Origin of the sequence: Pseudomonas sp. Os17 (genome assembly GCF_001547895.1) — a bacterium.
Taxonomy (GTDB): Bacteria; Pseudomonadota; Gammaproteobacteria; order Pseudomonadales; family Pseudomonadaceae; genus Aquipseudomonas.
The window spans coordinates 1,240,038-1,264,062 of sequence record NZ_AP014627.1; the positions used below are offsets into that span (position 1 = coordinate 1,240,038).

Genomic DNA, 24,025 nt, shown 5'->3' on the forward strand with positions numbered 1-24,025 from the left:
CTGTGCGCCATGGAAAACAAATCCTCAGCCCATTACCAACGTTTATTCCGCCAGCGCCTGCGTGATCAGGGCCTGGTGAAAAAGGAAGTCTGGATACTGCCGGAGAACGCCCAGGCGTTGCTGGCGGTTGAACGCAAACTGCGTCAGCCCTCCAAGGGGCTGGCTCCTGTGGAAAAGGATGGAGAAATGAGCATGCCGCAGATCTGGAATGCCCGATCGCTGTGCCAGGCCCTGATGGCCACCGAGTTGTTCAGCAGCGGCGAAGCCTGCGTTGAGCTGCTTGAAGGCGCCGAACCGAGCTTGCACGTGACCATGCGCGAATACGGCGACCTGCCGCTGTTCGTTGCCCTGTCCGGCGAGCAGATTCTGGTCGAAGCCCTGCTCTGGCCGCAAAGCGAAGTGACCGATGTGCAGGCCTTCAATGAAGAAGTCCTGCTCAGCCGCCAGCTGTTCCCGCTGTCGAGCATCGGCCTGGAAACCCGTCTTGGCGGCGAGCGCTTCTACATGATGTTCGGCGCGCTCAGCGCTACCTCGATCCTCTCCAACGTGCTCTACGAGATCGAAACCCTGGCCAGCAACGTGATCAGGGCTACCGAGGCCTATGAAGGCTACCTGAAGGCTCAGGCCTGACCTGGAGGAATGCACATGAACGTATGGAGCAAGTTGCTTACCGCCCTGCGCGGTGGCGCCAACGAAGCGGGTGAAGCCCTGGTGGACAGCCAGGCACTGAGGATTCTCGATCAGGAAATCCGCGACGCCGATCAGGAACTGCGCAAGTCCAAGGAGGCCCTGGCCGAGATCATGGCCCGGCAGAAACTCGCCGCCGAGCGCGCCAATGGCAGCGCGGCGAAGATCGCCGAATATGAAACCTACGCCCTCAAGGCCCTGGAGTCGGGCAACGAACAGCTCGCCCAGGAAGTGGCGCAGAAAATCGCCAACCTGGAGAACGACCTGGCCGTGGAACGCGAGCAGGCCGACGGTTTCGCCGCCAGCGTGGCCCAGTTGCGCAAGGCCGTGACCCAGGCCGAGGGCAATATCAAACATTTGAAACAGCAGGTGGATACCGTCAAGGCCACCGAGAGCGTGCAGAAGGCCCAGCAGGCCGTGGCCCAGCGCTACGGCGGCTCCCAGAGCAAGCTGCACACCGCGGTGGAGTCCCTGGAGCGGATCAAGCAGAAGCAGGCCGAGCGCGCGGCGAAGATGGAAGCCGCAGCGGAGCTGGCCAGCACCAGCAACCCCGACGACGCCCTGGACGCCAAGTTGCGCGAGGCCGGGATCGTCGCCGGCAGCACCAGCGCCGACAGCGTGCTGGCGCGCCTCAAGGACCGTAACAAGTCCTGATTCATCGTTGTGTTGTAGGGGCGGGGTCGTCGGGCCTTGCCCGGCTTTTTCAGGGATAGGAAAGCAATGGAAATCTTCCTGCAGACAGTGTTGTCGTTCCCCACAGTGCTGTTCAGCTTCATGCTCTGCCTGGCCGTGATCTACTGGGCCGTGGTGGCCATGGGCATGCTTGAAGTCGACCTGCTGGACTTCGAGGCCGACTCGCTGCTCGACAGCGCCCACGCCGGCGAAGGCCTGGCCGGGCTGCTGATCAAGTTCAAGCTCAACGGGGTGCCGGTCACCCTGGTGCTGACCCTGCTGATGTTCTTCAGCTGGTTCCTGACCTATTTCGCCGAACTCTACGTCCTCAGCCACCTGCCCCTGGGCTGGCTGCGCTATCCCCTGGGCCTGTTGCTGGCCGTGGTTGCGCTGTTTCTGGCAGCGCCCATCAGCGCGGCCATCTGCCGCCCGCTGCGTCCGCTGTTTCACAAGATGGAAGCCACCAGCAGCCAGTCGGTGCTGGGGCAGACCGCTGTGGTGCGTAGCGGCAGAGTCACCCTGGAACACGGCGAAGCCGTGCTCGAGAACGGCGGCGCGGGCCTGATCCTGCGTGTGCGTGCCGATGAGGCGCGAGCTTTCAAACGCGGCGATCGCGTCGTGTTACTGGAGTATCTGGAGGCGCAACACGCCTATCGGGTCATTACCGAGGACGAGTTTCGCGGCCTCTGAGCCCGGGCTTCCTCAGAATCAAAGGAGATTGATTGCATGAATTTACCGTCGCTGCTGCCCATCCTGCTCGGGATCGGCCTCGTCGTCCTGGTGGTCTTCGGCCTGTTGGCCCTGTTCAAGGCCTTCTACATCAAGGTCCCCCAAGGCACGGCGCTGATCGTCAACGACATGTCCTCGACCCCCAAGGTGCACTTCACCGGCGCCCTGGTGTACCCGGTCATCCACCTCAAGGAGTTCATGCGCATCTCGCTGATCACCCTGGAAGTCGACCGTCGGGCCAAGGATGGTCTGATCTGCCGCGACAACATGCGCGCCGACATCACCGTGGCCTTCTACCTGCGGGTCAATGAAACCCAGGAAGACGTGCTCAAGGTGGCCAAGGCCATCGGTGTCGACCGCGCCTCCGACCGCGCCGCGGTCAACGAGCTGTTCAACGCCAAGTTCTCCGAAGCGCTGAAGACCGTGGGCAAGCAGTTCGACTTCGTCCAGCTGTTCGAAAACCGCCAGGACTTCCGCGACCGCATCATCGAGATCATCGGCAACGACCTCAACGGCTATGTGCTGGAAGACGTGGCCATCGACTACCTGGAGCAGACCGCCAAGCATTCCCTGGACCCGAGCAACATTCTCGACGCCGAGGGTATCCGCAAGATCACCGAGCTGACCGCGGCGCAGAACGTCATCACCAACGAACTGGAGCGCAACCAGGAACTGGCGATCCAGAAGAAGAACGTCGAGACCCGCGAAGCCTCGCTGTCGCTGGAACGCCAGCAGGCCGACGCCGAAGCGCGGCAGAAGCGCGAGATCGAAACCATCCGCGCCCGCGAGGAAGCCGAGACCGCCAAGGTCAAGGAAGAAGAGCGTCTGAAGGCCGAACAGGCCCGTATCCAGGCGCAGCAGGAAATCGACGTGCGCACCGAGAACCATCAGCGCGAAGTCGAAGTGGCCCAGCAGAACCGCCAGCGTGCGGTGGTCATCGAAGTGGAGAAAGTCACCCGCGCCAAGGACCTGGAAGTGGTGGCCCGCGAGCGTGAAGTGGAACTGCAGCGCATCGAGAAAGAAAAGGCCCTGGAAGAGCAGCGCAAGAACATCGCCACGGTGATCCGTGAGCGGGTCGCGGTGGAGAAGACCGTGGCCCAGGAAGAAGAGCGGATCAAGGAAGTGCGCGAGGTTTCCGAAGCCGAGCGTGCCAAGCAAGTGGTGGTGATCCAGGCCCAGGCCGAAGCCGAGCAGGATCTGGTACGCCAGGTCAAACAGGCCGAAGCCGACGAAACCCGCTCCAAGCACAAGGCGGTGGAAATCAACAACCTGGCCCAGGCCGAGCTGGAAGCCGCGGCCAAGCAGGCCGAAGCCAAGAAACGCCTGGCCGAAGGCCTGGAAGCCGAGCGCGCCGCGCCTGGCCTGGCCGATGCCCGCGTGCTGGAAATCACTGCAGCGGCCCAGGAAAAAGAAGGCCTGGCGCAAGCCCGCGTCCGCACCGAGCAGCTGATTGCCGAAGCCCGTGGCGAGCAGGAAAAAGGCCTGGCCGACGCCCGCATCATGGAAGCCCAGGCGGCGGCCAAGGAGAAGGACGGCCTGGCCGAAGCCAAGGTCATGGAAGAGAAACTCGGGGCTCAGGCCCGTGGCGAAGAGCAACTGGGCGCGGCCAAGGCCAAGGCCACCAAGGACCTGGGTTCGGCCGAAGCCGAAGTGCTGCTGCAGCGCCTGAACGCCGAAGCCGAAGGCCTGGGCAAGAAGTTCGGTGCCCTGGATTCCCTCAGCGACAGCGCGCGGTCCCACGAAGAGTTCCGCATGCAACTGGAGAAGAACTTCGAGGAAGCGATGGCCGCCATCGCCGCCAACAAGGAGATCGCCAAGGACCAGGCCGAAGTGCTGTCGGCGGCCCTCAGCAAGGCCAAGATCGAGATCGTCGGCGGCGAAGGCGACTTCTTCAACTCCTTCGCCAAGTCGCTGTCGGTGGGCAAGGCCATCGAGGGCGTGGTGGGCAAGAGCCCGGTGGTCCAGGACGTCCTGGCACGCCTGCTCAATGGCAAGGGCGCCCCGGCGGTTGCCGCCGAACTGGCCGCCGCTGCCGTCTCGCGCAAGGCCGACACGCCGTCTGCCGAAGCCTGACCCACACCTGACACACCTGTAGCCGCTGCCGAAGGCTGCGACCGACTCCGTAGGAGGCGCAGCCCTTGAGGGCCTTCGGGCCCTCAAGCACGCAGCCCGCGGCAGCGGCTACCGGCCTTGTGTCGGGCACCGGGCTCCAGGTTTGAGGAGCCCGCTTTTTTTGCACACCGCCGTAGATCCAGGAAGGCCACGATGTCGGACGCTCAAGTCGCAACTCCCCCGCAGGACGTATTGGACAAGGCCGTCGCCGAAGGCGGCGCCTATGAGGTGCTGCACAAGCGCCTGCTGGACCAGGGCCAGCGCCTGCGGGCCACCACCGACGACCTCAACCAGAGGCGTCTCGACGAGTTCGGCAACAGCCGCATGGAAGTGGTCGGGCGGGTGCGCATCCGCACCGAGAACAACTGCATCGCCCGGGACATCGTCCAGGTCGGCGACTGCCTGTTGTTCGGCTACAACGTGTTCATCGGCCTGAAGAAGGAAACCAGCGTCGCCGACGTGTTTTCCCTTTACCGGCTGGTGGAGGAGGGCGAAGGCTACGAAGCCGAGCCGGTGCCCCTGGAAGGCAGCTTCCTGGCGGCCCAGGGCTTCCTCAACGATTTCAACGAGCTCTACACCTATTACAAGAACACCCGCCTGCTGCAACTGGCGATCCGTGACGGCAAGCTGCTGGCGAGTTTCCAGATCGGCGAGCGCGTCACCGATGTGCGGGTGTTCCGCTGGTCGATCTCGGTGGACGGGCGCGAAGTCCGTTACATCGACAACCGTGGCGAACGGGATATCGCCCTGCCGGCGCCCTTCGACTTCGAATGGAAGAAAGCCACCCGCGAGATGGTGGTCGAAGGCCGCTTCCCGCACCTGAACATCCTCGACACGGTGTTCGTCGAAACCATCGGCGGCGACCTGACCATCAAGGTCGAGAACAACACCGAGTCCGGCCTGGGCATCTACCGCGAAGAGGTGCTGGACAAGACCCAGTCCCTGGACGACTCGCAGATCGAATTCGCCCGCCTGGGCAGCCTGATCCTGCTCAAGGTCCTGCCGTACCGCGAAGAGCAGTGGCGCTACCTGGTGTTCAACAGCCTGACTCGCCAGGTGGAGCGCATCGACGCCATCGGCCTGGCCTGCGTGCAGTTGCCGGAAGACCACGGGATCATCTTCCCCGGTGGCTATTACCTGCAGAGCGGCGAGTACAAGACCTTCGAACAGTCCATGGACGGCATGCGCTTCAAGCGCTCGGTGCGCTCGCCCAACGGTGAAGATGTGCAGTACATCTTCTACCACCCGGAGCAGGGCCGCTCGGTGCTGCTGACCTACAACATGATCAACCGCCAGTTGCAGAACCCGTTGTTCGGTCACGGTTACGCGCGCCTGGAAGACGGGCGCATGGTGATCTTCGCCGCCGAAGGCGACGAGCCGACCCGGGTCCACCCGATGCAGGTCTGGCAGACCCCGTTCTTCACCGAGGAATACGCCGCGCGGCAACCGACCCGCAGCGGTTTCCTCGGGCGCATCGGCAATGCCGAGCTGGTGCGCAGCGTTTCCGATCTCTACGACCTGTGCCGCGAGATCGACACCCCGGCGGTGTCGGTGCAGCGCTATTCGCTGCTGTGCCAGAACACCCGGCGCCTGTTCGATGTGTACCACTGGCTGGGCAGCGCCGAGCTCGAAGGCCTGGCCCCATTGCTGCGCGAGGTGGCCTCGACCTCGGAGCTGGTGCTGGATGAATACGAGAAAGTCGAAAGCATCCGCCGCCAGTCGGACCAGGCCATGGTGGCCGCCGAGGCCAAGCAGAAAGCCCTGCTCGACAGCCTGCTGGTGGACAGCTGGGACCAGGTGCAGAGCTTCGTCGATGCGCTCAACGGCATCACTGCCCAGCGCGGCCTGCTGCTGACCATTCGCGACTACCGCTACATCGACGTGGCGCGCATCGACGCCATGGAAGCCGAGCTGCTCAAGGCCCAGGAGCGCACCGCCGCCGGCACCGCGACCTTCCTCGCCAGCGACCAGGCCCTGCTGCCCTTCGTCACCCAGTTGGAAACCCTCGACGCCCAGGCGCAGAAAGCCGAAACCGTGGCCCAGCTCAACGAGCCCCTGGGCGCCCTGCAAGCCATGGCCGGCGACCTGGACATGCTGTCGAGCCTGATGGCCTCGTTGCAGATCGACGACGCCACCCAGCGCACTCGGATCATCGAGTCGATCTCGCAGATCTACGCCCGCCTGAACCAGGCCAAGGCCCGCGCCGAGCAACGGCGCAAGGGCCTGGGCTCGACCGAGACCGTGGCGCAGTTCGGCGCGCAGTTCAAACTCTTCAGCCAGGGCATCACCAACGCCCTGGCCCAGGCCCAGGACCCCGAGCGTTGCGACGAGCAACTGTCGCGGCTGCTGGTGCAGCTCGAAGAGCTGGAGAGTCGCTTCGGCGATCACGAACAGTTCCTCGGCGACATCCTCGGCAAGCGCGAGGAACTGCTGGAAACCTTCGAGGCCCACAAGCAATCGCTGCTCGACGAGCGCCAGCGCAAGGCCCAGGGCCTGCTGGACGCGGCGCGGCGGATTCTCGACAGCCTCGGCCGGCGCACCGCCAAGTTCACCCAGGCCGAGGAACTCAACGCGTTCTTCGCCGCCGACCCGCTGATCCTCAAGCTGCGGGAGCTGGCCGAGCGCCTGCGCGAGCTCAAGGACAGCGTCAAGGCCGACGATGTCGAGTCGCGCCTCAAGGGCGCCCGGGATCAGGCCGTACGTGCCCTGCGCGACAAGACCGAGCTGTTCGAAGAGGGCGGCAACGTCATCAAGCTGGGGCCGCGCCACCGCTTCAGCGTCAACACCCAGGAGCTGGACCTGACCCTGATGCCCCGGGGCGACGAACTGCACCTGCACCTGACCGGCACGGATTTCCTCGAACCCCTGCGCGACCCCGAGCTGGAGGCCCTGCGGGACTTCTGGCAGGTGGCCCTGGAGTCGGAATCGGCCCAGCTGTACCGCGCCGAGTACCTGGCCGGGCAAGTGCTGGATGCCGCCGACCGCGGCCAGGAAGGCCTGAGCCTGGAAAGCCTGAAACCCTTGCTGGCGCACCCCGAGGAACTGGCGCGGGTGATCCGCGACTTCGCTGCGCCGCGCTACAAGGAAGGCTACGAGAAGGGCATCCACGATCACGATGCCGCGGCGATCCTCCTGCAACTGCTGCCCCTGCGCGACAGTGCCGGCCTGCTGCGTTTCGGCGCTTCGGCGCGGGCTTTTGCCGCGTTGTTCTGGGACCGCCAGCAGCACCAGCCGCAACCGCAGCAATGGGCCGAGCGGGCCCGCACCAGCCGGCATATCCAGCAACTGTTCGGTCGTCGTGAAGGCTTGTTGCAGTTGCAGGACGAAATCTTCCTGGCGCTGCAGGACTGGCGTCAGCAGCAGGCCTTCAGCCTGCCGGCGGAGCTGTTGCCGGAAGCCGCCGAGTACCTGGTGCAGGAACTGGCTGCAGAACGCATCGAGTTCACCTTCAGCAAGTACGCCAGGCAGTTGCAGGAAGCCCTGACCCTGCGCCTGCAAGGCGCGCGCATGTGGGACGACTACCAGCAGGCCCTGGCCCAACTGGCCGAGCGGCCCGCCGCGCAGTGGGCGCTGGCCGGCAACTGGCTGTCGGCGCTGTGTGCCGAGGGCGAGTTCGCCGAGTGGAGCGACTACGTGCCCGAGGCCGTGGCCCTGTCGCTGTTGCGGGACGACTTTGCCAAGCGCATCACCGAAGTCGACCTGCGGTTCAGCGTCGGCAACCTGATGGGCGAACACCCGCGCATCCAGGAGCGCAGCCTGTCCCTCACCGTGGACGGTTTATTTGCCCGCCTGCGGGCCCACCGCGAACAGTTCCTGCCCGGCCTGCAGCGCTACCAGGCGCTGCGCCAGGGCATCATCAGCCGCGAACGCTCGGCCCTGCGCCTGAGCGAATTCAAGCCGCGGCCGCTGAGCTCGTTCGTGCGTAACAAGCTGATCAACGATGTGTACCTGGGCTTTATCGGCGACAACCTGGCCAAGCAGATGGGCACCGTGGGCGAGAACAAACGCACCGACCTGATGGGCCTGTTGATGCTGATTTCGCCACCGGGCTACGGCAAGACCACCTTGATGGAATACGTGGCGCACCGCCTGGGCCTGATCTTCATGAAGATCAACGGCCCGGCCCTGGGGCACCAGGTGCGCTCCCTGGACCCGGCCCAGGCGCCGGACGCCACCTCGCGCCAGGAGCTGGAGAAGCTCAACCTGGCCCTGGAAATGGGCAACAACGTGATGCTCTATGTCGACGACATCCAGCACACCCACCCCGAGTTCCTGCAGAAATTCATCTCGCTGTGCGACGGCACCCGGCGCATCGAAGGCGTGTGGAAAGGCCGCACCAAGACCTACGACATGCGCGGCAAGAAGTTCTGCGTGGTGATGTCGGGCAACCCGTACACCGAGTCCGGCGAGGTGTTCAAGATCCCCGACATGCTGGCCAACCGGGCCGACATCTATAACCTCGGCGACACCCTGGGCGGCATGCAGGAAGCCTTCGCCCTGAGCTACATCGAGAACGGCCTGACCTCCAACCCGGTGCTGGCGCCCCTGGCCACCCGCGACATGGCGGACGTCTACCGCTTCGTCGCCAAGGCCGAAGGCAAGGCCTTCTCCAGCAACGAACTGAGCCACAGCTACAGCGGCGCCGAGATCAACGAAATCACCACCACCCTGCAACGCCTGATGCAGGTGCGCGACGTGGTGCTGCGGGTCAACCAGCAGTACATCGCCAGCGCCGCCCAGGCCGACCAGTACCGCAGCGAGCCGCCGTTCAAGCTGCAGGGCAGCTACCGCAACATGAACAAGATGGCGGAGAAGATCTCGGCGGTGATGAACGACGCCGAGCTCCTGCAACTCTTGGCCGACCACTACCAGGGCGAATCCCAGCTGCTGACCACCGGCGCCGAGGAAAACCTGCTCAAGCTCGCCGAGCTGCGGGGCAACCAGACCCCGGAACAGCGCGAACGCTGGGCGCAGATCAAGCGCGACTTCGTGCGCAACCGCTCCATGGGCGGCAGCGACAGCGATGTCGGCACCCGGGTGGTGGCCCAGCTCAACGATCTGGTGGAAGGCGTGCGCGGCCTGGCCCGGCCGGCGGAACAGCAGGGCATGCGTGAAGTGCTGGAAAACCTCTCCGAGCACCTGGAGCAGAGTTTCCTGCCGCTGCTCAAGGTCATGCACAAGAAGATCGACGTCGACCTGCACAGCCACCAGCGCATTGGCGACATCGCCACGCGGGTGGACGAATTGAGCCGCATGCTCAGCCACGGTGATGTGCCGACCCTCAAGGACTCCCAACCGTAGGCGCCGGCTTGCCGGCGAACAGCCAAGGATCACGACATGGATTTTGCCCACCTGGACCGGCAGCTGCGCGACAGCCTGCTGGACCTGAAACTGAGCAACGAAGAACGGAACGAACTGCGCCAACTGGGCAGCGAACTGGGCAGCGACCAGGTGCGCTACCTGCGCAACCGGGCCTTTGACCTGGTGCGCGAGCTGGCGCTGGCGGACAGCGCCAATGTGCTGCCGGCGCTGAAATGGCTGGAGCAGGTGATCAAGACCCTGGACACCCACAGCGCCCCGGTGCGCGACATGGCCAGCGCCCACTTCAGCCCCGGTGAAGACTGCCGGCGCAAGATCCGCGACCTGTGCCGCCAGGCGCGAGTCTCGGTGGATATCTGCGTGTTCACCATTTCCGACGATCAACTGAGCGACGAAATCCGCGCCTGCCACCAGCGCGGCGTGGCCGTGCGGGTGATCAGCGACAGTGAAAAGCAATTCGATGTCGGCAGCGATATCGCCGCGCTGCGCGAGGCCGGGGTGCCGGTGCGGATCGACGACACGCCGTTCCACATGCATCACAAGTTCGCCGTGTTCGATGGCCGAACCCTGCTCAATGGCAGCTTCAACTGGACCCGCAGCGCCACCACCGGCAATGAGGAAAACCTGCTGGTGATCGACCACCCGCAACTGGTGGCCAGTTACCTCAAGGAGTTCAACGAACTCTGGGCCCGCTACGCGCCGCGTTAAGGCGTGTAGCGGCGGGCCTCATACGGCCTCAGGCGGCGTTCGGGTAACCCCAGGCGCTCTCGGCGGCTAGGCTGTCGATCAGCTTCTGGCGCAGCTCATGGGCTTTTTCCGGTGCACTCTGGCTCAGGGTTTCCAGGGCCAGGTGCAACTGCTGCACCGGGTTTTCGCCGATAAACAGGTTGCGCAGTTCCAGGCCGGCAATCGCCTCCTCGAAGCGTTGCTGGCGGATATGGTTCAGCACCATGGCCTGGCTCAACTGGCTGGCATAGGCCGCCAGCTGTTCCAGGCGAGTCTTTAGCTCGGCGGCTTTTGCCTGATCGTCGATGTAGACGTAGCTCAGCGCCAGCTGTTCCAGGAAGAAGGTTTTTTCCGCAGGGTCCAGCGTCGCATTTTGACTGTCGTCGTCGAGCGCTTGCACAGCCTGATCCAGCAGTTCGCCGGCTTGCCGGGTTTGTTCCAGGTCGTGTAGCAGCTTGGCCTGCAACGCCAGTTTCATCGGACGATCGGCGTATTCGAGCTGGGTGTTGAGATGCGCCATTTCCTCCAGATTGTTGCGGATCAGCCAGCTGTCTCGACGCAGGCGCGGCAGGTCGGCCTGCACCCGCAGTTGGGTTTCCAGGATCAGCAGGCGCAGCCACGGCCATTGCTCATCGCCACGCAAGGTCTCCAGTGCCAGCAAGGCCTGCTCCAGCAGATGGGCGCACCATTGCGGGTGTTCCTCGGCGTAGGTGCCCCACAGGCAGACCAGGCACCAGATACGCTGCGGGGTCGAGACGGCGCCAGCCTGCAAGGCCGCCTCGGCCTCGGCCATTTCATTGCGCCCGACATGCCAGTTCAGCAGGCTCAACAGCAGCTCGCTGGCGTAACTTTCCGGCATCTGGGCGATCAGCCGTTGAGCCAGATCCGGGCGGTTGGCGTCCAGTATCAGCTTGAGCAGCGGCGGGTAGCCGAAGTAGTCCTCGGGCTCGGGGGCCAGTGTCAGCAGTTCGAACCCGGCCTCGAATTCCCCGGTTTCCATGAGCAGGGTCACGACGACGATCCGAGCCGATCCGGGCAATTGCGCGGCCATGGCCGGGAACTGCGCATCCTGCCCCTGGGCACGGTACTCGCGCAGGGTCTGCTCTATCTCGTGTGGGTCCAGTTCGTTGACCGGCTGTTTGAGCAGCAGTTGCCAGGCCAGGCCGATGCTGATGGCAGCCTCGTCGGCCAGGCCCAAGCTGCGTTGCAGGGCAGCCAACTGCCGATGCTCGCTGGCGGAGTCCTGGCTCAATTGCTCGACACCGAAGGTCACCAGCAAGGCGCGGGCCTGCTCGTGTTCACCGCTGGCCACCAGCAATGGTATGCGCAGCATGGGCGCTGACGGCAGGGGTTGATGCAGGCGCTCCAGCAGGCTCAGCACAGCCTGCGGGCCGTCCTTGTCGAGCAGGGTTTCGAGCAGTTGGTTCAGCGCCATGGGCTGGTAGGTTTCATCGAGTTCGGCCAGGACCTCCAGGGCCTGTTCCTGGTCGCCTTGTCGGTACAGCGCCGCAGGTATCTGCATCAGCCCCAATTGCCGGGCTTTGCCCGTCAGGCGCTGGGCCAGTTGCAAGCCCACTTGCGGTTCGATGGCGCTCAGGTGCGCCGCGCGATTGATCTGCGCAGCCTCGTCCAGGGTGATGCCCAGGTCATTGGCGGAGCTGCGGCTCTTGTGGGCATACACCACCAGCAGCGAGATCACGCCGGTAATGAGCAGCAGGATGATAAGCACTTCCATGATTCGGTTTTCCTTGGGGACGGGTCGTGGCCTGGCGCGTTGCATGGGGTCGTCCTGGACGACCGGGTTGCAGCCAGGCGGGTGTCAGCTCGGGGGGGGGGGCGGTCAATTCGCCTGAGAGGCGCGCCAGGCCTGCCCGCTGCTGAACCGCTCCATCAGTTGTTGCTGAAGTTCGGCGGCGCGCTCGGGGGCGCGCTGGTGCAGCTCTTCCAGGGCCTGATACAGGCGTGACAGAGGTTTCTTGTCGCTGAGCAGGACGCTCAGGTTCAGGGCCTCGATGGCCTGGGCGTAGCGCTGGTGCTCGATGTGATTGAGCAGCAGGTCCTCTTCCAGGTCGCGACTGCCGGCCTCCAGGCTGTGCAATCGATCCTGCAGGGCCTGGGCCTGCTGTGCTTCGTCGATGCTCAGGTAGGCGCTGGCGATGTCCTCCAGGTAGAAGGTTTTGTCCATCTCATCGACCTCCGGCAGGCTGTCGCTGTCCAGCAACGCCAGGGCCTGCTCCAGCAGGGTCCTGGCCTGGGCTGTCTGCCCCAGGTCGTGCAGCAGCTTGGTCTGCTCGCGAATGCACAGCAATTGCTGTTCGCCTTCCTCCTGCTGATGCAGCCTGTGCAATTCCTCAAGGCTGCTGCGTACCAGCCAGCTGTCCCGACGATGGGCCGGCAGTCGGCTTTGCAGCTGTAGCTGGGTTCGCAGCGCCTGGATGCGCATGCCGCTCCAGAACTCATGGTCATGCTTGTAACCGTCGATCTGTTGCAGCGCCTTGGCCAGCAGTGCCTCGGCCCATTGCGGCTGCGTGGCGTGGTGCTGTTCACAGAGACTGAGCATCAGCCCCGGATGCTGGCTCGGCTCAGTTTCCAGCGTCGGCAGCAGTGCTTCGGCTTCTGCGGTCTGGCCTTGTGTCGCCATGTGGTTCAGCAGGCTCAGCAGCAGGCTGTAGCGATGCAGGTCGGGGGCCTTCTCCAACAGGCGCAGGGCGTTGTCGATGGGCGGCAGGGCCAGGGCCAGGTCCATCAGTTCGCTGTGCGTGGTGGAGTAGAGATCGTCGCTGATGGGGGCCAGCAGGCTGAGGGCAGAGTCCAGTTGACCGGCCTTGATCAGGGCGGCGACCGCCTGGGCCTGCTCTTCGGCCGGCAGCGACGCGGCGCGGGTGAGGATCGAGTCGAACTGGCCCAGGGTCGCGCTGGCCTCGAACAGTTGGCGCAGAATCGACTGGCGATGGCCCTCCTCGGGCCCCTCGAACACCGACCATGCCTGCTCGACGCTGACCAGCGCCGCGTCCTGCATCCCGGCCTGATGCTGCAGGCGCGCCAGTGTCAGCAGGTTGCCGATGCTCTGGCGCTCATGGGCGGCCGCTTGGCGCGGGTCGCTCAGTTCGCCGAGCACGGCCAGGGCCCGCTCCTGTTCGCCACGGGCCTGGAGGATACGCACTTGCAGCAGCGGCCAGCTGGGCAGGGATTCCCCCCAGTTCTCCAGGAGTTCCAGGCAGGCTTGGCTATCGTCAGTGTCGAGCAGCGTTTCGATCAGGGTATTGAGTACGTAGTCCCGGGCGTGGGGCGGCAATTGCTGGTACAGCTCCCGGGCCTGGGCCTTGTGGCCCGCCAGGTAGAGCTCGCTGGCCACCAGCTGCGAGGCCAGTTCCCGGGCTTCGCCGGGCAGTTGCTCTGCCAGTTTCAGCGCCAGCAGCGGTTCGGCCTTGCTCAGCAGCAGGGTCTGGTTGATCTGGGCGGTGAGGTTGCCGGTCAGCTCCAGGCTCTCGTTGCGATCGGCGGTTTTCTGGCGGGCATACAAAATCAGCGCGATGAACAGCAGCACGATGACAAGCAGGGTGACAAAGAGAGTCATGGACGTCCTTTTCTATTGAACTGCGGCGTTGGCGCGGTGCGCGCCGGCCGATTCGCGCGGGGGTTATAAAACCCTGGTGGCAGGCTGGCAACCGACTTTACCGAGGCAATGCATTTCAGCGGATTTCAGCGCAAGGGCTTCCGGCCGGTCAGCGGTCGGGCAGGGCGGCAGGTTTCGGGTTAGACTTGCCGCCTTTTCGCACACTCAAGAAGCCCGCACATGGCCCAGCCGTCCACCACCTACAAATTCGAACTGAACCTGACCGACCTCGACCGCGGGGTCTACGAAAGCGTCAAGCAGACCATCGCCCGTCACCCTTCGGAAACCGAGGAACGCATGACCGTGCGCCTGCTGGCCTACGCCTTCTGGTACAACGAGCAGCTGTCGTTTGGTCGTGGTCTGTCGGAAGTGGATGAGCCGGCCCTGTGGGAAAAGAGCCTGGACGACCGCGTGCTGCACTGGATCGAAGTCGGCCAGCCGGACGCCGATCGCCTGACCTGGTGCTCGCGCCGTACCGAGCGCACCAGCCTGCTGGCCTACGGCAGCCTGCGGGTCTGGCAGACCCGGGTGGTGGACGCGGTGAAGAACCTGAAGAACCTCAACATCGCCGGCGTGCCCCAGGAGGTCCTTGAGACCCTGGCCAAGGACATGCCGCGGGTCATCAAGTGGGACGTGATGATCAGCGAAGGCACGATCTTCGTCACCGACGATCGCGGCCAGCATGAAGTCCAGCTGGAATGGCTGCTGGGCGAGCGCGGCTGATTGCCCGCGCCGCTCCTGAACGACCCACCGTCCCCCAAGAGAAGTTGCTGTTAGCCCATGCGTATCGAACCCCGTGAGTTGCCCGCCGTCCTGCCCTTTCTCGGCGACCTGCCGCCACTGCTGACCCGCCTCTACGCCGCCCGTGGCGTGCAGTCGGTGGAGGAGCTGGACAAGAGCCTGGCGCGGCTGATCCCGTATCAGCAGCTCAAGGGTATCGATGCCGCGGTGGATTTGCTGGTGACCGCCCTGGACCAGCGCCAGCGCATCCTTATCGTCGGCGACTTCGATGCCGACGGCGCCACCGCCAGCACCGTGGGCCTGCTGGGCCTGCGCCTGCTGGGCGCAGCCCATGTCGATTACCTGGTGCCCAACCGCTTCGAATACGGCTACGGCCTGACCCCGGAAATCGTCGCCGTGGCCCTGCAGCGCGAGCCGCAGTTGCTGATTACCGTGGACAACGGCATCTCCAGCGTCGAAGGCGTGGCCGCAGCCAAGGCCGCAGGCTTGCAAGTGCTGGTCACCGACCACCACTTGCCCGGCCATGAACTACCGGCGGCGGATGCCATCGTCAACCCCAACCAGCCGGGCTGCGAATTCCCCAGCAAGGCCCTGGCCGGGGTCGGGGTGATCTTCTATGTGCTGATGGCCCTGCGCGCGCGCCTGCGCAGCCTGGGACGCTATGAAACCCGGCCGCAGCCGAACATCGGCGAGCTGCTGGACCTGGTGGCCCTGGGCAGCGTGGCGGACGTGGTGCCCCTGGACGCCAACAACCGCATCCTGGTGCACCAGGGCCTGGAGCGGATTCGCGCCGGTCGCGCCCGGCCGGGGCTCAAGGCGATTCTTGAAGTGGCCAAGCGCGATCATTCGCGCATCACCTCCACCGACCTGGGCTTTATCCTCGGCCCGCGGCTCAACGCCGCCGGGCGCCTGGACGACATGAGCCTGGGCATCGAGTGCCTGCTCAGCGACGACGTCTCGGCGGCCCGGGCCATGGCCGCCCAGCTCGACGAGCTGAACCAGGACCGCAAATCCATCGAGCAGGGCATGCAGCGCGAGGCCCTGGCCCAGCTCAAGGAACTGCCGGTGGAGTCCATGCCGTTCGGCCTGTGCCTGTTCGATGCCGACTGGCACCAGGGGGTGATCGGGATTCTCGCCTCGCGCCTGAAAGAGCGTTACCACCGCCCGACCATCGCCTTTGCCGATGCCGGCGACGGCATGCTCAAGGGCTCGGCGCGTTCGGTGCCGGGCTTTCATATCCGCGATGCCCTGGATGCCGTGGCCGCGCGCCATCCGCAACTGATCAGCAAGTTCGGCGGCCACGCCATGGCCGCCGGGCTGTCGCTGCCGGAGCAGAACTTCCCGGCCTTTGCCGAGGCCTTCGACGCAGAAGTGCGGCGCCAGCTGCGCGAAGAAGACCTCACCGGGCGCCTGCTGTCGGACGGCACCCTGGCGGTGGAAGAGTTCCACCTGGAACTGGCCCGCGCCCTGCGCCATGCCGGGCCCTGGGGCCAGCACTTCCCCGAGCCGATGTTCCATGGGGTGTTCGAACTGGTGGAGCAACGCATCGTCGGCGAGCGTCACCTGAAAGTGGTGCTGCGCAGCGAATGCGGCTCGCTGAAGCTGGACGGCATCGCCTTCGGCATCGACCGCGAAGTCTGGCCCAACCCGACCATCCGCTGGGTGGAACTGGCCTACAAGCTCGACCTCAACGAGTTCCGGGGCCAGGAAACCGTGCAGTTGATGATTGCCCATATCGAACCGCGTTAAGGGCGACGAGGGTGGTTTCGCCAGACTTTTGGAAAGCGGGATGGCGGTATGTCTCTTTCTTTTGTAAGGGGTTTCCGAGACACTCCCGGGCGCTTGTGGCGATCTACTCAGCTGACTAGTTTCGGTTCATCACTGCCTATCAGTGATCGGGAATAGCAGCCCGGGTCGAACGCAAGCGATGCCATCAGCACTGCCATGCAGATTTGCAGTGTGTTGTTATGGCGGCTGTGCGTGGGGGCGCTTTCGGGCGCACCGGTTCCTCGACCCGGTCTGCTAGCCCGCGTACAGCCGCCACCCTGTTTAAACGTCTAGCAGCGTTAGGTGTGGAGGCTTCATCGTCGAGGAGCTACACCATGAAAAAGATCCTCCCCGATCCGCCGGTTCTCCATCCTTCTTCCCGTCGTAATCCAGACCACGATCTGGCCAATGAAGCTGTGCGCCATGCCCTGGCCAACACTTGCGTAAATGGCTCGTTGATCGCGACTCTGCAACCCACCGTGGCCGGCCCTGCAGGGCCTGATAACCCCTTCGCTGTGCGCCCCGGCATCAGTGCCGAAGAAGCATTGATTCATGTGTCCATGCTGCTCAAGGCCGCCGAGGAGGTGTCCGATGAAATCACCGAGCACGCCAGCGGCGTGGAGCGCGGCCTGATCTGGTCGCTGGTGCATTCCGTGGAAATGGCCCGTGGCGTGGTGGATGCCTTGCTCGATGGCAATCGCCGCGCCCCATTTAGCTGACATTGGCCTGGCCGCTGCCGCTGGCAGCGGCCAGTGCAACAGGTTTTTTGCCCGGTGCCGTGTCAGGAACCCAGCCGACGGCAGTGTTGTCGACTAGTCTCTAAGCACTGTCTGATTGGCCTTGTGACCTTTTGTCATTCTTCTACCCGCGGGGGCGGGCGCTTCACTTCGCAGTCACTCGTCGACCGTTCAAACAGAACCCTGGAGCCTGACCATTGATCGAGAGGTGCCCCATGAGTCTGCTGCTTGAACCCTATACCTTGCGTCAACTGACCCTTCTCAACCGCATCGCCGTGTCGCCCATGTGCCAGTACTCGTCGGTGGACGGGCTGGCCAACGACTGGCATCTGGTGCACCTGGGCAGCCGTGCCGTCGGCGGCGCCGGGCTGATCTTCACCGAAGCCACGGCGGTCACCGCCGAGGGCCGGATCACCGCCCAGGACCTGGGCCTGTGGAACGATGCGCAGATCGAACCCTTGCAGCGCATCACCCGTTTCATCACCGCCCAGGGCGCCGTGGCCGGCATCCAGCTGGCCCATGCCGGGCGCAAGGCCAGTACTCATCGGCCCTGGCTCGGCAAGTCCGGCAGCGTCAAGCCCGAGGATGGCGGCTGGGTGCCGGTGGGGCCCTCGCGGATTGCCTTCGACCCACAGCACACGCCGCCCACCCAACTGGACGAAGGGCAGATCGGCGAGATCATCCAGGCCTTCGTCGCGGCCGCCAAGCGGGCCCTGGTGGCCGGCTTCAAGGTGGTGGAAGTGCATGCCGCCCATGGCTATTTGCTGCACCAGTTCCTCTCGCCCCTGAGCAATCAGCGTCAGGACCAGTACGGCGGCTCGTTTGAAAATCGCATTCGCCTGGTGTTGCAAGTGACCGAGGCGGTACGAAAAGTCTGGCCCGAGGAGTTGCCGCTGTTTGTGCGGGTGTCGGCCACCGATTGGGTGGAGGACGGCTGGAACCCCGACGAAACCGTGGAGCTGGCGCGGCGTCTCAAGGACCTGGGGGTGGACTTGATCGATGTGTCGTCCGGCGGCACCGCGGCCAATGCCGAGATACCCACCGGGCCGGGCTATCAGACGCGCTTTGCCGAGCGGGTGCGCAAGGAGTCGGGGATCGCCACCGGCACCGTGGGCTTGATCACCGAACCGGCCCAGGCCGAGCACATTCTGCGCACCTGCCAGGCGGACATCATCTTCCTCGCCCGGGAGCTGTTGCGCGACCCGTACTGGCCGCTGCATGCCGATGACGACCTGGGCGGGCGCAAGGCGATCTGGCCGGCGCAGTACCAGCGGGCCACTCACAGGGACCAGCCGATTCATGAGTCGGACTTGCGCGATTAAGGTTGTGCCGATGTAAAAAAACCGGCCCGTGTGGGCCGGTTTTTTTGTGCCTGGCTGCTGGCCGCCTTCGCGGGCAAGCCCGCTCCTACGGAGGCGGTGCGGTCTGTAGGAGCCGGCCTGCCGGCGAAGAGGCCCTTGAGGCAGGCGCTGTATGCACCGACGCCTTCGCGGGCAAGCCCGCTCCTACGGGGGCGGTGCGGTCTGTAGGAGCCGGCTTGCCGGCGAAGAGGCCCCTGAGGCAGGCGCTGTATGCACCGACGCCTTCGCTGGCAAGCCCGCTCCTACGGAGGCGGTGCGGTCTGTAGGAGCCGGCTTGCCGGCGAAGAGGCCCCTAGGGCGTGCCGGGGGCTGTCAGCCGATCAGGGGTATTTGCGCTTGTCCGGCGCCGGCGGGAAGTACTGGTACAGCCAGGTTTCGCTCAGGGTGCGGTCGTGGGTGCGGATGAACAGCCGCAGTTCCACCGGATCGACGCTGTCGTTGGTGGGGTACCAGTCGAAGAGGATGCGGTAGCCCTTGATCTCGTCCAGCACCAGGATGCTGAAATCCTTGACCTCGCCGTGGGAGGCGGTGACCACCGGTTCGATGCCGGTGCCGGCAGGCAGGCGATCGAGGCCGCCACCGGTGAAGTCCACGGCAAAGCGTCGGGCCCAGACTGGCGGGTAATGCTCGCCCGGGGCCCAGCCCTCGACGAAGCCGCCCATGCCCGAGCGGGTGGCGTGCACTCGCGCCAACGGCGTGCCCACCGGCGGCAGGGCGCTCCAGTAGAGCTTGTAGCCGTAGTTCAGGGAGTCGCCGGCGGCCACGGGTTGCTTCGGGGTCCAGAAGGCCACGATGTTGTCCATGGTCTCGCCGGTGGTGGGGATCTCCAGCAGGTCGATGCTGCCTTCGCCCCAGGCGGTGGTGGGCTCGACCCACAGGCTCGGCCGGCGGCTGTACCAGTCCACGGTGTCCTGGTAGCTGGCGAATTCATGGTCGGTCTGCACCAGGCCGAAGCCTTTCGGGTCCTTGTCGGCGAAGGCGTTGAATTGCAGGGTCGCCGGGTTGTTCAGCGGGCGGCAGATCCACTCGCCATTGCCGCGCCACATGGCCAGGCGGTCGGAGTCGTGGATCTGCGGGTGGATGGTGTCGCACATGCGCCGTTCATGGGTGCCGCAACTGAACATGCTGGTCATGGGGGCGATGCCCAACTGCTCGATGGCGGTGCGGGCGTTGATGTGGGCGTCGATCGCCATCACCACGCGCTCGGCCTGGCAGTCGATGTCGAAGCGGTAGGCACCGGTGGCGCTTGGCGAATCCAGCAGGGCGTAGACCACGAAACGGGTGCTGTCCTTGTCCGGAGTCTCGAACCAGAACTGGGTGAAGTCGGGGAATTCCTCGCGGCGCTTGGCGTAGGTGTCGATGGCCAGGCCCCGGGCCGACAGGCCGTACTGGCCGGTGGCGTCCACCGCACGGAAATAGCTGGCGCCGAGGAAGGACACCACGTCATGCCTGTCCAGCTCCGGGGCCTTGAACAGCTTGAACCCGGCAAAGCCCAGGTCGCCCTTGAGCTGGGCGGTGTCGACGCTGGTGTTCTGGTAGTTGAACAGCGACGGGCGGAAGTGCACCTCCCGGGCCAGGCGGGTCTTGGGGTCGACGCTGTGCATGCGCACCGGTTGCTTGAAGCCCATGCCCACATGGAAGAACTGCACATCCAGCTGGCCGTTCAACTCATTCCACAGCGAATGCCGGCTGTCGTACTGGATGGCGTTGAAGTGCTGCGGCGTCATCTGCGCCAGGGTTGGCGGCAGCACTTGCTTGGTGTCTACATACGGGTTGCCGGCCAACTGCTTGGCCTGGGCCTTGAGGCGCTCGAAATCGAAGGCCTGGGCGTCGCCGTCAGCGGCGCCGGCCCAGGCTCGTGCGGCCAGCAGCCCGCTGGCCGAGAGGCCGGTGTAGGCCGCCAGGGCCATGGAAGCTTTGAGGAGGTGCCTGCGGTGCATAGATGAACCTTGTGGGGGGCTGGGATCGTCAGCCGCTCCTGGCTGACTGGGGGGATCGCAAGGTGAGGTCCGGCCATGCCATTGGCCAGACGCAGCGGACGATAAATAGAGGGGCGGTAGAATAAACGGTTCGCCCCAGGCAGAAAAATGCTTAGCTTGTGTCCATTGGTAACCACTTGAATCGCCTCAGGAACCGGCCTCATGTTGCACCCGCGCGCCCTTACCGCAAACGATATCCCGCAGCTCAAATGGATCGACCGCGCCGAAGTCATCGACGGCTTCTACCGTGTGCAGGATGGCCGTCTGATCGGCTATGCCCAGCATGAGGTGGTCAGCGGCTGGCCGGAGGGCGAGGCCGAGCATGACGCGCTGATCTTGCAGCAGTGTTACCAGCGTGGCGGCTGGTTGTACGGGATTTTCGACGCTGAGGTGCTGGTGGCGGCAGCGGTGGTCGATTGCCTGGCGATCGAGTGCGCCGGGCTGGATTTGCGACAGTTGAAATTCCTCCACGTGAGCCAGGCTTATCGCGGCCTTGGCCTGGGCCGGCAGCTGTTCGCCCTGGCCCGGGAGCAGGCCCTGGCCATGGGCGCCCAGGGCTTGTATGTATCGGCCACGCCGTCGTGGCACACGGTTGACTTCTACCGGCGCCTGGGCTGCGAAGTGCTGGCGACCCCGGACCCGGAGCTGCTGCGCATCGAGCCGGAGGATATCCACCTCTGTCTGCGGCTGGTTTAAGCCTGCGCGCGCTTGCGCCAGTGCGGCCAGGCGCCGATGGTCAGCGCCCGCAGCAGCCATTCGCAGGGGCCGTACTGATGGCTGCGCAGCCAGCCTGCGCTGAGCTGCATCTGCAACAGGTAGATGGCGATCACCAGCAGGGGAATCCACAGGGGCTGCAGGTGGTTGATCAGCCCCAGCCCGTAGCCGGTGAACAGCAGGCACAGGATCAGCGATTGCAGCAGGTAGTTGCTCAATGACATCCGTCCCAGCGGCGCCAGGCGTTGGCACAGGCGCTGGCCCAGAGGCGAGTCGAAGGCCCGAAGCAGCAGCATGGCGTAGCTGGCCGAGAGCAGCGGTGCGCTGATCTGGCTGATGCCGTAGCCGATGACCTCCAGGCCGCCACCAGGCGCGTAGGCGCTGCAGTAACCGTAGAACAGGGCGCCCCCCAGGCCGATGGGCAGGGTCAGGGCCAGCAGCCGGGGCACCCGCGCGGCAAAGCGCTCGGGCGCCACCAGCAGGCCCTTGCGTCCGGCCACATAACCCAGGAGGAACATCGCCAGGGTGCTGGGCCCCTGCAGCAGCCACAGGGCCGAGGCGGTTTCCAGCAAATGCGCAGCGTTGTAGCCGAGGGTGTCCAGCGCATCTCCACCCAGGGCCAGATCCTTGAGCAGCGGCTGGTCGTCGGCGGCCCCGGTATAGAGGCCGGCGTTCAGCAACTCGATGCCAAACAGCAGAATCAGCAGCGCCGTGGCGCCGATCAACAGGATCGCCAGGATGGCCGCCATCCGTGCTGTCAGCCCGCGCAACGCCAGCAGCACCAGGCCCAGCAGCGCGTACAGGGTGAGGATCTCGCCGTAGAACAGCAGCGCGCCATGCACCAGGCCGATGGCCAGCAAGGCCAGTTGCCGCCGCAGTATGCGCGGCACGAAGCGTTCACCCGCCCGCTCGGCGGAGGCCATCTGCAGGGTGAAGCTGTAGCCGAACAGGAAGGAGAACAGCAGGTAGAACTTGGCCTCGAACAGCACCGACACCAGCCAGCGGATCAGGTGGTCGAGGTCGCTGGCGTAGGCCGGGTTGCTGACCGGCGAGGCGTAGTAGGGATCGGCGAAAGACCAGATGTTCACCGCCAGGATGCCCAGCAGTGCGAAGCCGCGCAGGGCATCGACCTGCTGCAGGCGTGCGGCCTGGCGCGGCAATGGCGCGTTCATGTCCGGGGCCCGAGCAACAGGGCATGTTCCAGAGGGACGAGGGGCATGGGCTGGCCTGTCGGTTAAAGGAGTGAAGGCTCAATTAACGCGATCAGGCGGCGTGGGGGCAATCAAACTCTTGTGAAAAAAAGTCAACGGGCCTGCGCCGGGGCTGGCACGCCGCTCCGGGTTCAGCTCTGCGCCGGCAGGCACTGGGCTCCGGCGGCGGGCGTTTCGCCCTTTTTGGTCCACCAGGTCAGGCGGTTGAGGCTGTTCAGGTCGCCACGCTTGATCGCTTCCCGGTAGCAGGCCAGGGCCCGGGGGGCATCGGTGGTGCCCCACTTACCCTCGGCGTAGCCGCTGCCCAGGTAGTAGAAGGCGCTGGCCGAGTCCAGTTCCCGGGCGGTGCGCTGCACCAGCTCTTCGGACTTGCGGGGTTGCTGGCATTCATTGACCGAGCCATCGCCGAGCGGATCGCAGTAGTACATCGACAGCATCAGCGCCGCCTCGGCATCGGTCTGGGCATAGGGCAGCAGCAGTTCTTCCGGCTCCCCGAGCTTGAGCTCCGGCGCCATGCCCGAGTAGCCCAGGCTCACGGCCTGCACGGCCGCCTTGGCCGAGCCATGGCGGGCGGCGTCCAGCAGAATCTGCTGACCCAGCTCGAAGAAGTACTGGGTCAACAGGTATTGCTCCCGGCCGCCGTAGCCCAGGAACAGATCGGCCTTGCGCATCTGCCGTTGCAAGGCTGTTTCGTTGGCCGGGGCGTCCTGGTCGAGCAGGCCGTCCATGGACCACTGCTCCACCCGCACCAGCTGCCAGCAGGCGCCCTGTTGAAAGACGAAGGCCTGGACCACATCGCCCAGCGGGTCATGCACCACCAGGGTCTGGCTCTCCCAGAAGGATTGCAGTCCGGCCCGGGCCTGGGCCTTCGGATCGAGCAGGGTCAGCAGGTGTCGGGTATCGCCCGTCAGCTTGTGCCGGGTGGTGATCTCGCGTCCGTACTCGTCGTGGGCCGGGCGCTGTTCGATCAGCGGCGAATCGGTGAACGCCTGCTGCAGCTCCGGGCTGCTGGCAAAGGCCTGGAGGAAGGTCGGCAGGTCGCTGGACGGGCAGGCGGGGGCAGCGGCCTGGGCCGCTTGAGCGGCACCACCGAGCAACAGGGCGGCGCACAGTGGGCGCAAAAGATGACGAAGGGCGGGCATCGGCGAACTCGTTGAGGTGGGAGACAGAGCGTCGGTCATGGGCTGTCCGGGGCGGGCGCGGGCAGCAGGCGGCGGCACAGCCACTGGGCCAGAGCGATCGCCAGCAGCGGCGGCACGCTCATCAGCAGGCAATAGACGTAGCCGCGTACCGGATGGTCGGGAAACATCGCCCAGGCGGTGAACAGCACCAGGGCGCCGACCAGGCCCAGCTTGGCCTTCAGGTTGGGCACCAGGGCCACCAGCACGCTGACGATGATCAGCAGATAAAACAGTAAATCCACCATCACACCCAGGCCAAAGCCCTTGGCCAGGGCGCCGAAGTAGCTGCGATACACCGGTATGCCCCAGACATGCGCCAGATAGAACAGCGGCGCCGGCAGCGCAAGCGGCACCAGGCTGGTGCAGATGCGCAGCAGGTGATAACGGCTTGTGGCGTCCAGGCTCATGGACGGCGCTCGCGGGCGGTGGTGGTGGGAGGGCGGGGCATGGGCGCATCCTTGCTGCCGGAAGGT

At 65.1% G+C, this 24,025-nt stretch carries 17 protein-coding genes; 11 read left to right on the forward strand and 6 right to left on the reverse strand.

The window, feature by feature from the left end; genetic code table 11:
• Window positions 1–9 precede the first annotated feature (9 nt).
• The 6 genes from bacA to POS17_RS05550 all read left to right on the forward strand — a co-directional run bounded on the left by bacA (window position 10) and on the right by POS17_RS05550 (window position 10,227).
• Window positions 10–630, forward strand: a complete 621-nt coding sequence (gene bacA, locus POS17_RS05525) for a biofilm formation regulator BacA (RefSeq protein WP_060837700.1) — start codon at window positions 10–12, stop codon at window positions 628–630.
• A 15-nt stretch (window positions 631–645) separates the two neighbouring features.
• Window positions 646–1,341 (forward strand): PspA/IM30 family protein, encoded by a 696-nt coding sequence (locus POS17_RS05530; RefSeq protein ID WP_060837701.1) that lies wholly within the window; start codon window positions 646–648, stop codon window positions 1,339–1,341.
• Between the two features lie 66 nt (window positions 1,342–1,407).
• A complete protein-coding gene (locus POS17_RS05535; RefSeq protein ID WP_060837702.1) occupies window positions 1,408–2,049 on the forward strand; it encodes an OB-fold-containig protein in 642 nt (213 codons plus the stop codon).
• A gap of 36 nt (window positions 2,050–2,085) precedes the next feature.
• Window positions 2,086–4,161, forward strand: a complete 2,076-nt coding sequence (locus POS17_RS05540; protein ID WP_060837703.1) for a flotillin family protein — start codon at window positions 2,086–2,088, stop codon at window positions 4,159–4,161.
• 192 nt (window positions 4,162–4,353) lie between these two features.
• Window positions 4,354–9,501: a DNA repair ATPase gene (locus POS17_RS05545; RefSeq protein WP_060837704.1), complete on the forward strand. Its 5,148-nt coding sequence runs from the start codon at window positions 4,354–4,356 to the stop codon at window positions 9,499–9,501.
• A 36-nt stretch (window positions 9,502–9,537) separates the two neighbouring features.
• A complete protein-coding gene (locus POS17_RS05550; RefSeq protein ID WP_060837705.1) occupies window positions 9,538–10,227 on the forward strand; it encodes a phospholipase D-like domain-containing protein in 690 nt (229 codons plus the stop codon).
• Between the two features lie 28 nt (window positions 10,228–10,255).
• Here the strand turns inward: POS17_RS05550 and POS17_RS05555 are convergent, their stop codons facing one another.
• Both POS17_RS05555 and POS17_RS05560 read right to left on the reverse strand, forming a co-directional pair.
• Window positions 10,256–11,980 (reverse strand): hypothetical protein, encoded by a 1,725-nt coding sequence (locus POS17_RS05555; protein WP_060837706.1) that lies wholly within the window; start codon window positions 11,978–11,980, stop codon window positions 10,256–10,258.
• Between the two features lie 105 nt (window positions 11,981–12,085).
• On the reverse strand, window positions 12,086–13,822 hold the full coding sequence (locus POS17_RS05560) for a hypothetical protein (protein WP_060837707.1): 1,737 nt from the start codon (window positions 13,820–13,822) through the stop codon (window positions 12,086–12,088).
• Window positions 13,823–14,041: 219 nt separating this feature from the next.
• On the opposite strand from POS17_RS05560, the gene POS17_RS05565 reads away from it, so the two are divergent.
• From POS17_RS05565 to POS17_RS05580, 4 genes are all read left to right on the forward strand, one after another.
• Window positions 14,042–14,584 (forward strand): YaeQ family protein, encoded by a 543-nt coding sequence (locus POS17_RS05565; RefSeq protein ID WP_060837708.1) that lies wholly within the window; start codon window positions 14,042–14,044, stop codon window positions 14,582–14,584.
• Window positions 14,585–14,641: 57 nt separating this feature from the next.
• Window positions 14,642–16,351, forward strand: a complete 1,710-nt coding sequence (gene recJ / locus POS17_RS05570) for a single-stranded-DNA-specific exonuclease RecJ (protein WP_060837709.1) — start codon at window positions 14,642–14,644, stop codon at window positions 16,349–16,351.
• Between the two features lie 353 nt (window positions 16,352–16,704).
• Window positions 16,705–17,088 carry a DUF6124 family protein gene (locus POS17_RS05575; RefSeq protein WP_060837710.1) on the forward strand — a complete coding sequence of 128 codons (384 nt, stop codon included), beginning with the start codon at window positions 16,705–16,707 and terminating at the stop codon, window positions 17,086–17,088.
• A 233-nt stretch (window positions 17,089–17,321) separates the two neighbouring features.
• The gene (locus POS17_RS05580) at window positions 17,322–18,428 is read left to right on the forward strand and encodes an NADH:flavin oxidoreductase/NADH oxidase (protein WP_060837711.1); all 1,107 of its coding nucleotides are present in this window, start codon (window positions 17,322–17,324) and stop codon (window positions 18,426–18,428) included.
• Between the two features lie 359 nt (window positions 18,429–18,787).
• Here POS17_RS05580 and POS17_RS05585 read toward each other — a convergent pair whose 3' ends face one another.
• Window positions 18,788–20,407, reverse strand: a complete 1,620-nt coding sequence (locus POS17_RS05585; protein WP_060837712.1) for a glucan biosynthesis protein D — start codon at window positions 20,405–20,407, stop codon at window positions 18,788–18,790.
• A gap of 201 nt (window positions 20,408–20,608) precedes the next feature.
• Here POS17_RS05585 and POS17_RS05590 point away from each other — a divergent pair, with 201 nt between their 5' ends.
• A complete protein-coding gene (locus tag POS17_RS05590; protein WP_047301982.1) occupies window positions 20,609–21,142 on the forward strand; it encodes a GNAT family N-acetyltransferase in 534 nt (177 codons plus the stop codon).
• Here the strand turns inward: POS17_RS05590 and POS17_RS05595 are convergent.
• The 3 genes from POS17_RS05595 to POS17_RS05605 form a co-directional block, all read right to left on the reverse strand.
• Entirely contained in the window at window positions 21,139–22,332 is a 1,194-nt protein-coding gene (locus tag POS17_RS05595; RefSeq protein ID WP_060837713.1) for a DUF418 domain-containing protein, read from the reverse strand. The two genes, POS17_RS05590 and POS17_RS05595, sit on opposite strands and share 4 nt — an antisense overlap.
• Window positions 22,333–22,502: 170 nt before the next feature.
• Window positions 22,503–23,513 carry a hypothetical protein gene (locus POS17_RS05600; protein ID WP_231979006.1) on the reverse strand — a complete coding sequence of 337 codons (1,011 nt, stop codon included), beginning with the start codon at window positions 23,511–23,513 and terminating at the stop codon, window positions 22,503–22,505.
• 35 nt (window positions 23,514–23,548) lie between these two features.
• Window positions 23,549–23,959 (reverse strand): hypothetical protein, encoded by a 411-nt coding sequence (locus POS17_RS05605; RefSeq protein ID WP_060837715.1) that lies wholly within the window; start codon window positions 23,957–23,959, stop codon window positions 23,549–23,551.
• Between the last annotated feature and the right edge of the window lie 66 nt (window positions 23,960–24,025).